This window comes from Streptomyces radiopugnans (assembly GCF_900110735.1).
Classification (GTDB): Bacteria; Actinomycetota; Actinomycetes; order Streptomycetales; family Streptomycetaceae; genus Streptomyces; species Streptomyces radiopugnans.
Genome location: NZ_FOET01000026.1, coordinates 21,403 through 30,256, shown reverse-complemented (window position 1 = coordinate 30,256; position 8,854 = coordinate 21,403). Strand labels below are relative to the sequence as shown.

At 73.7% G+C, this 8,854-nt stretch carries 4 protein-coding genes; all 4 read left to right on the top strand.

What is annotated here, in order from left to right; translation table 11 throughout:
- On the top strand, positions 1 to 4,086 hold a 4,086-nt coding region (locus tag BMY40_RS26815; protein ID WP_143071837.1), incomplete at its 5' end, for a non-ribosomal peptide synthetase.
- A gap of 44 nt (positions 4,087 to 4,130) precedes the next feature.
- Entirely contained in the window at positions 4,131 to 4,832 is a 702-nt protein-coding gene (locus BMY40_RS26810; RefSeq protein ID WP_093663368.1) for a thioesterase II family protein, read from the top strand.
- 47 nt (positions 4,833 to 4,879) lie between these two features.
- Positions 4,880 to 5,704 (top strand): mycofactocin-coupled SDR family oxidoreductase, encoded by an 825-nt coding sequence (locus BMY40_RS26805; RefSeq protein ID WP_093663367.1) that lies wholly within the window; start codon positions 4,880 to 4,882, stop codon positions 5,702 to 5,704.
- Between the two features lie 30 nt (positions 5,705 to 5,734).
- Positions 5,735 to 8,815: an amino acid adenylation domain-containing protein gene (locus BMY40_RS26800; protein WP_093663366.1), complete on the top strand. Its 3,081-nt coding sequence runs from the start codon at positions 5,735 to 5,737 to the stop codon at positions 8,813 to 8,815.
- Positions 8,816 to 8,854: the final 39 nt, after the last annotated feature.

Below are 8,854 nucleotides of genomic sequence, written 5' to 3'. Positions count from 1 at the left end.
TTCGATGCGCAGACGGTGGCGGCGCTGGCCGAGCGGGTGGTGGACTCGGCCACCGGCGGACGACCCCCGGTACGCCCGGCCGAACGCCCCGAACGGATCCCGCTGTCCTTCGCCCAACGCCGACTGTGGTTCCTCAACCGCATGGAAGGCCCCAGCGGCACCTACAACATCCCACTGGCCGTCCGCCTGACCGGAACACTGGACACCACCGCACTGGGCGCGGCCCTGCAGGACGTGATCGGCCGCCACGAATCACTGCGCACCGTCTTCCCCGACACCGACGGCGAACCGTGGCAGCAGATCGTCCCCGCCCAGGACGCGACCCTGCCCCTGGACCTGACCGAGGTGAACGCCGAGGACCTGCCGGCCGCGCTGGCCCAGGCCGCCTCCACCGGCTTCGACCTCGCCACCGACCTACCGGTGCGCGCCTGGCTGTTCCGCCTCACCGACACCGAACACGTACTGTGCCTGGTGGTCCACCACATCGCCGGCGACGGCTGGTCCCAGGCCCCCCTCGCCCGCGACCTCGGCCAGGCCTACCGCGCCCGCCTGACCGGCACCGCCCCCACCTGGCAGCCACTGCCCGCACAGTACGCCGACTACGCCCTGTGGCAGCACGACACCCTCGGCGACGAGAACGACCCCGACTCCCCCATCGCCGCCCAACTCGCCTACTGGCGCCAGGCCCTGGACGGCCTGCCCGACGAACTCAACCTCCCGGTGGACCGAGCCCGCCCGGCCGTCTCCAGCTACCGCGGCGGCCTGGTCACCACCGAACTCGGCGCCCGACTCCACCGCGACCTGACCGGCCTGGCCCGCTCCACCCGCTCCAGCCTGTTCATGGTCCTGCAGGCCGGCGTCGCCGGACTCCTCTCCCGCCTGGGCGCCGGCACCGACATCCCACTGGGAACCGCCATCGCCGGCCGCACCGACACCGCCCTGGACGACCTGGTCGGCTTCTTCGTCAACACCCTGGTGCTGCGCACCGACACCTCCGGCGACCCCGGCCTGCGCGAACTGGTCGAACGCACCCGCACCACCGACCTGGCCGCCTACGCCCACCAGGACCTGCCCTTCGAACAACTCGTCCACGCCCTCCAACCCGCCCGCTCCCTGGCCCGCCACCCGCTGTTCCAGGTCATGATCGTGCTGCAGAACAACACCCAGGCCTCCCTGGACCTGCCCGGCCTGACCGCCCACCCCATCGACGGCGAACTCGGCGCCGCCAAATTCGACCTCGGCTTCAACTTCATCGAACGCACCGACCTCGACGGCGCGCCGGCGGGCATCGACATGTCCATCGAGTACAGCACCGACCTGTTCGACGAGGAGACCGTGGCGCGCTTCGCCGAGCGGTTCGTCCGGCTGCTCACCGCCGGTGTCACCGACCCGGCGGTGCCGCTCAGCCGGATCGACATCCTCGGCTCCGCCGAGCGCGAGCAGTTGCTGACCGGTTGGAACGACACCGACCGGACGCTGGAGCTGCCGCCGGCGACGGCGTCCGGTTTCGAGCCGGGGACCATCGCCGGGCTGTTCGCCGCCCAGGTGGCGCGGACCCCGGACCGGCCCGCGATCGTGGCCGAGGACGCCCACCTCACCTACGCCGAACTCGACGAACGCTCCACCGCTCTGGCCGCGCTGCTCACCACCCGCGGAGTACGCCGCGGCGACGTCGTCGCGGTGGCCGTGCCCCGCTCGGCCGCCCTGACCGTCGCCCTCCTCGCCACGATCAAGGCGGGCGCGGCGTACCTGCCGGTCGAGACGGACTACCCGGCCGAGCGGATCGCCTACCTGCTGGCCGACGCCGCCCCGGCGGTCGTGGTCACCACCCGCGACGCGCGCGGGAGGCTGCCCGACGGCACCGAGGAGGCCGTCGAGCACCTGGTCGTGCTCGACGACCCCGGCACCGAGGAGGCGTCAAACGCCCTGCCGGCCGACGCCGGCGCGCTGCCGGGTCCGCTGCCGGACTCCCCCGCCTACCTCATCTACACCTCCGGCTCGACCGGCCGGCCCAAGGGCGTCGTCGTGCCGCACCGGGGCATCGTGAACCGGCTGCTGTGGATGCAGGACGCCCACCGGCTCGGCCCGGACGACCGGGTGCTGCAGAAGACCCCGTCCGGGTTCGACGTGTCGGTCTGGGAGTTCTTCTGGCCGCTGGTGGCCGGCGCGGTCCAGGTGGCCGCCAGGCCGGGCGGGCACCGGGACCCGGGCTACCTGGCCCGGCTGATCCGGGAGACGGGCGTCACCACGGCGCACTTCGTGCCGTCCATGCTGGAGGTCTTCCTCGCCGAGCCCGAGGCCGCCCGGTGCACCGGCCTGCGCCGCGTCCTCGTGAGCGGCGAGGCACTGCCCGCCGGACTGCGCGACCGGTTCCGGGCACTGCTCGGGGCCGAGCTGCACAACCTCTACGGTCCGACCGAGGCGTCCGTGGACGTGACCGCCTGGGACTGCGCCACCGAGTCCGGCGGCGTGGTGGTCCCCATCGGCAGGCCGATCTGGAACACCCGGACCTACGTGCTGGACGCCCAGCTCGCTGTGGCCCCGGTCGGCAGCGGCGGCGAACTGTACCTGGGCGGCGTGCAGCTCGCGCACGGCTACCTCGGCCGGCCGGACCTGACCGCACAGCGGTTCGTCGCCGACCCCTACGGCCCGCCCGGATCACGGCTCTACCGCACCGGCGACCTGGCCAGGATCACCCGGGACGGGGTGATCGAGTTCCTCGGCCGCACCGACGACCAGGTGAAGATCCGCGGACAGCGCATCGAGCCCGGCGAGATCGAGCACGCGATCGCGCGGCACCCCGCGGTGGGCACCGCGATCGTGACCGCGCACAAGGCGCCCTCGGGCGATCTGCAGCTGGCCGCGTACGTCACCCGCGCCGATCCGGCGACGCCGGTGGACCTGGCGGCACTGCGCGACCACCTCGCCACCGTGCTGCCCGACCACATGGTGCCCGTGCACTACACGGCGATCGACACCGTTCCGGTCACGCCCAACGGGAAGGTCGACAAGAAGGCGCTCCCCGCGCCCCGGCAGTTGGAACGCCGGCCGAGCCGCGCCCCGCGCGACGGGACCGAGACGGCGCTCTGCGAGATCTTCGCCGAGCTGCTCGGCCATGACACGGTCGGCATCGACGACAACTTCTTCGAGCTGGGCGGGCACTCGCTGCTGGCCACCCGGCTCATCAGCCGGGTCCGGGCCCGGCTGGGCGTGGAGATGTCGGTGGTGTCGATCTTCGAGGCGCCGACGGTGGCGGCGCTGGCCGTCCGCCTCGGGCGGGGCGACGCGGCGGGGCCGCTGGGCCGGCTGCTGCCGCTGCGCTCCGGCGGCGAGGGCGCGCCGGTGTTCTGCGTGCACCCGCTCGGCGGGCTCAGCTGGCCGTACGCCGGTCTCGCCGAGCACCTGCCCGCGGGAGTCGGGTTGTACGGCCTGCAGGCGGCCGGTCTCGGCGACGACGACCCGCTGCCGGAGTCGATCGAGGAGATGGCCGCCGACTACGTGGCCCGCGTCCGCGCGGTGCAGCCGGAGGGCCCCTACCGGCTGCTGGGGTGGTCGCTCGGCGGGCGGATCGCGCACGCCATGGCCGTCCTGCTGGAGTCCGCGGGCCAGGAGGTCGAGTTGCTCGCGCTGCTGGACGCCTACCCGCGCACCGAGGTCGAGGCGGGCGCGAGCTTCTCCGAGCGGGAGTTCCTCGACGGCATCCTGGCGGCGGCCGGCGTCGACGCGTCGGAGTTGGACGGCCCGGTCGACTTCGACACGGTCATGGCCGCGGTGCGGTCCTCCGGCAACGACCTCGCCGGCCTGTCGACGGATCGGATGCGGCGTCTGCAGAAGGTGATGGCCAACAGCTTCCGCGCCGACGCGGAGGCGCTCACGGGCCGTTGCCGGGCAGGAGCGGTGATGTTCGCCGCGACGGTCGACCCGGCCGGCGACCCCGACCGCTGGCTGGACCACGTCGACGGCGGGTTGGAGATCCACACCGTCGCCACCTCCCACAACGACCTGATGCGGCCGGAGCCGCTCGCCGAGATGGGGGCGGTGCTGGCCAAGAAGCTGGCCGGGACCGCCCGTGGAGATCGTGCGTGACGCCCCGACGGCGCTCACCCGACAGTGACAGAGAGGGAATGAACATGCCAAAGGCGGTCGTACTCTGCGTGCCGTTCGCCGGCGCGGGCGCCTCGGTCTTCCGCCCCTGGGTGCCGTTGTGCCAGGACAGGTTCGAGCTGGCGGCCGTCCAGCTGCCCGGCCGGGAACAGCGCTTCGCCGAGGAGCCCTACCGGGACGTGGCCGCGGCCACCGAGGGGCTGCTGCCCGAGGTGCTGGAGCGGGTCTCCGGCGCCGGTCCCGTCGTCCTGTTCGGACACAGCCTGGGAGCGGTGCTGTCCTACGAGATCGCGCACCGGCTGGCCGCGACCGACGGCGTCGACCTGACCGCGCTGGTGATCAGCGGCTCACCCGGCCCGTGGACCCGGCGGGAGAACGGCGCGAGCGGGCTGGACGACGACGAGTTCCTGGCGCGGGTCAAGGAGTTCGCCGGCTACCGGCACGACGCGCTCGAGGACCCGGAGATGCGGGAACTGCTGCTGCCCACGCTGCGGGCCGACGTCGAGATGCACGAGAGCTACGTTCCCCGGTCCGACGACCCGCTGCCCGTGCCGATCGTCTCGGTCCGCGGCACCACCGACACGCTCGTGACCACCGAACAGGCCATGGAGTGGAGCAAGGCCACCAGCAGGGACTTCCGGTTCGCGGAGGTCGAGGGCGGCCACATGTACCTGGTCGACAACCCCGAGGGCCTCATCCGGGTGCTCGCGGACGTCTGCCCCGGGTGAGCCGGCGCGGTCGGGTCCGCCGATTGTCCTCAACGTAAGGAGTCCTGGTGCGTCTGCAAGGAAAGACCGTCATCGTGACGGGAGCCGCGCGTGGTGTCGGCCGCGCCTGCGCGCTGGCGTTCAGTCGGGAGGGCGCCGACCTCGCCTTGCTCGACGTGTGCGGTGACATCCCCGGCGTTCCCTACCCGCTCGGCACCGCCAGCCAGCTCGACCACACCGCGCGGCTCTGCCGCGAGCAGGGCGCCTCCGTGCTCGCGGCGGCGGCCGACATCCGCGACCTCGCCGCGCTGCGCGCGGTGGTGGAGCAGGTCTGCGACCGGTTCGGCAAGGTCGACGTGCTCGTCAACAACGCGGGCATCGTGGCGCCGTCGGGCAAGTCGGCCCACGAGATCACCGAGGACGAGTGGCAGGTGATGCTCGACGTCAACCTGTCCGGCGCCTGGCGCATGACCTCGGTGGTCGGCCCCCTCATGGTCGCCCGGCGGTCGGGCAGCGTGATCAACGTGTCGTCCACCGCCGGCCTGGTCGGCTACCGGCACTTCGCCGGATACGCGGCCTCCAAGCACGGCCTGATCGGGCTGACCAAGGCGACCGCGCTCGACTACGCGCCGTTGAAGGTCCGGGTCAACGCCCTGTGTCCCGGCTCGATCCGGGACGACAGCCAGGTCGAGGGCCGGATGCTCGCCGAGATCGCGCGGTCGCTCGACCTGCCGGTCACCGAGCACGAGGAGACTTTCGTCCAGTCGCAGCCGATGAACTCGTTGATCGAGCCGGAGGACGTGGCCCAGGCCGCCGTCTGGCTGGCCTCGGACGAGTCCAGGCAGGTGACCGGCTCCGTGCTGACCGTCGACGGCGGCTTCACCGCCCGGTGAACCACCGCAATCACGCCAAGGGGACCAGTGGTGTCGATCTCTGAACAGGACGCCTTCGCAGCTCTCACGCCGGCGCGGCGCACCGTCGTCCATTCCGGTGAACGGATCCCGGACAGCGACCGGAAAGCGCCCGGCGCGGTCTGCCACGCGCTGAGCGTGCGCCTCGCCGACGGGCTGCCGGCGGACGGGCCGCAGGTGCTGGCGAGGCGGTTCGCCGACCGGGCCGCCGCGCTGCTCCCCGCCGCCGGGACGGCGGCGGCCTTCCGCGGCGCCGCACGGCTGTGGACCGAGCGCGTGCCGTGCCGCTCCGACGAGTCCGCCGCACAGCGGTGGCGGGCGCGGGAACTCGTCCGGCCGGTGGTCGCCCACCGGGACGCTCCCGTGCGCGGAGTGCTGCTGCACTACGCCGACGGCGTCGCCGAACTCGTCGTGGTGGCGCATCGTGCGGCGCTCGGCGCCGCGGCGCTGCGCGGGTTCGTCGCGGAACTGCTCGGCGGCGCACCGCCCCGTGCCGACCGGGAGGCCTGCGCCGCCCGGACCGCGGGCGGCGGACGGCGGTACGACGCCGCCCGGCACGCCGCCGACATCGCCGAGTGCCACCCCGGCGCCCAGTTGGACTGGGGACTCGGCCGGCCGCACGACCCGGACGTGCCCGAGACCGCTCTGCTGCCGCTGCCCGCCGGGCACCCGGAGGGGGACACCGAGAGCTGGGCGGCCGCCCTCGGCGTCGTCCTCGCCCGCTACGAGGGGGTGGGCAGGCCCGTCCTCGCGGCGCTGGTCACCGACACCGACGACGGCGCCTCCGTCGTCCCCGTCGAGGGGGTCGCCCTGGTACCGGTGGCGGTGGACGGCGCGAACACGCTGGGCACCCTCGACAAGCAGGTCCGCGCGGCGGTCGCGGCCGGGCCGGCGTGGTACACCGAGGAGCTACGGCGCGAGGTGGAGGCCGCCGGCGGCGATCCCGCCGGCATCGCCGGGGCGGGACTGGTCTTCGCCGACCTCGACCCGGCGGCGGACCTGCCCGGCGCGGCCTCGGCCGAGTACCTGCCGTTCCAGCTCCCGCCGTTCCCGGTGACCGTCTCGGTGGTCCGCGACGCCGCGGGGAACCGGATGCTGCGCTGCGACTTCTCGCCGCGGAAGCTGTCCGCCGGCATCGCCGACCAGTTCCTCCGGCACGTGTGCCGGGTGCACGGGGTGCTCCTCGAGGTACCCGACACCCCCGTCTCGGACGTGCGGTTGCTGGACGAGGACGAGTTGGACCACCTGGACGCGCTCGGCCGGCCCGGCCCGGCGGAGTCCTTCGTGCCGCAGCGGATCGATGCGGCGATCGCCGCGATCGCCGCGAGCCGGCCGGACGCGGTCGCGGTCCGTTTCGAGGACCACCAGGTGAGCTACGGCGAACTCGACGGCCGGGCCGACCGGCTCGCCCACGCCCTGCGAGGGCTCGGCGTGGCCGACGGCGACCGGGTCGGGGTGTGCCTGGAGCGGTCCGCCGAGCTGATCGTCACGTTGCTCGCCGTGCTCAAGGCGGGCGCGACCTACGTTCCGATGGATCCCGCCTACCCCCGGGACCGGCTGTCCTACACCACCGTCGACGCCGGACTCGCCACGGTCGTCACCGACCACGCGGAGTTCCCCGGCGGCGACCGCGTCCGGGTGATCGGCACGGCCGAGCTCGCGGAGCTGGCGCCCGCACGGTGCGACGGTCCGCCGTCGTCGACGACCGGCCCGGACGACCCGGCCTACGTCATCTACACCTCCGGCTCCACCGGCCGGCCCAAGGGCGTGGTCGTCCCGCACGTGAACGTGCTCGCCCTGATGGCCGCCACCACCGGGGAGTTCGGCCTGGGCGAGGACGACACCTGGACGCTGTTCCACTCCAGCGCCTTCGACTTCTCGGTGTGGGAGATCTGGGGGTGTCTGCTCACCGGCGGACGCCTGGTCGTCGTGCCCTACTGGGTGTCGCGCTCGCCGGAGGACTTCCACCGGCTGCTGTCGCGGGAACGGGTCTCGGTGCTCAGCCAGACCCCGTCGGCCTTCGCCCAGTTGGTGGAGGTCGAGCGGGACGGGGCCGACCCCGCCCCGGTGCGACTGGTGGTCTTCGGCGGCGAGGGGCTCGACCCGCGGATGCTGCTGCCCTGGTTCGACCGGCACCCGGAGACCGGGTGCCGGGTGGTCAACATGTACGGCATCACCGAGACGACGGTGCACGTGACCGCGCAGACCGTCACCAGGGCCGAGGCCCTCGCCGGATCGAAGTCGGTCGGGCGCGCCCTGCCCGGTTGGTGGGTGCGGGTCGCCGACCCCGAGGGCAGGCCGCTGCCGGTGGGCGTCGCCGGTGAGATCTACGTCGGCGGTGCGGGCGTCGCGTCGTACTACCTGAACAAGCCGGAGCTGACCGGCCGGCGGTTCCTGACCGATCCGCGCACCGGCGAGCGGATGTACCGCAGCGGGGACAAGGGCAGGCTGCTGCCCGACGGGCGGCTGGAGCACCTGGGCCGGCTGGACAGCCAGGTCAAGCTGCGCGGCTTCCGCATCGAACTGGACGAGATCCGCTCGGTGCTGCTGGACGACCCGCAGGTGACCGCGGCGGCCGTGCTGCTCAACCGTGCCGACCCGGACGACCCGGCGACGGCCCAGCTCGACGCGTTCGTGGTGATGGACGGGGACGACACCGCGGCCGTGCGGCAGCGCGCGGCCAGGTTCCTCCCCGAGTACATGGTGCCGTCGACGATCACCGCGCTCGACAAGATGCCGCTCACCACCAACGGCAAGCTCGACACCCGCAAGCTCCCCAAGCCCGCCCCGGCGGCCGTCGCGCGGGAGAGCGCCGTCCCCGGCCGCCGGGCCGAGGGCGCCGGCGCGGGCGGGGCCGACGGCGGCGCCGCCGCACCGGGCGACGCCTTCGAGGCGGCGCTGCTGGAGGTCTGGCAGGAGGTGCTCGGCGTCCCGGTGGGCCCGGACGACAACTTCTTCGACCTCGGCGGCAACTCCCTGCTGGCCATGCGCGTGGGCGCCGCGTTGCGTCGACGCGGCGACTTCACGGTGGCGATGCGCGACCTGTACCTGCGTCCGACGGTCCGTCAGCTGGCCGCGGGTCGCGTCGGGTGATCCGTGGGCCCGTGCCCGCGGCACTCCCGTTTCCGAAGG

Excerpts from the sequence above, each read along its gene's own strand:
- BMY40_RS26810 (WP_093663368.1), top strand. The coding sequence starts at position 4,131 with ATGCCAAAGGCGGTCGTACTCTGCGTGCCGTTCGCCGGCGCGGGCGCC.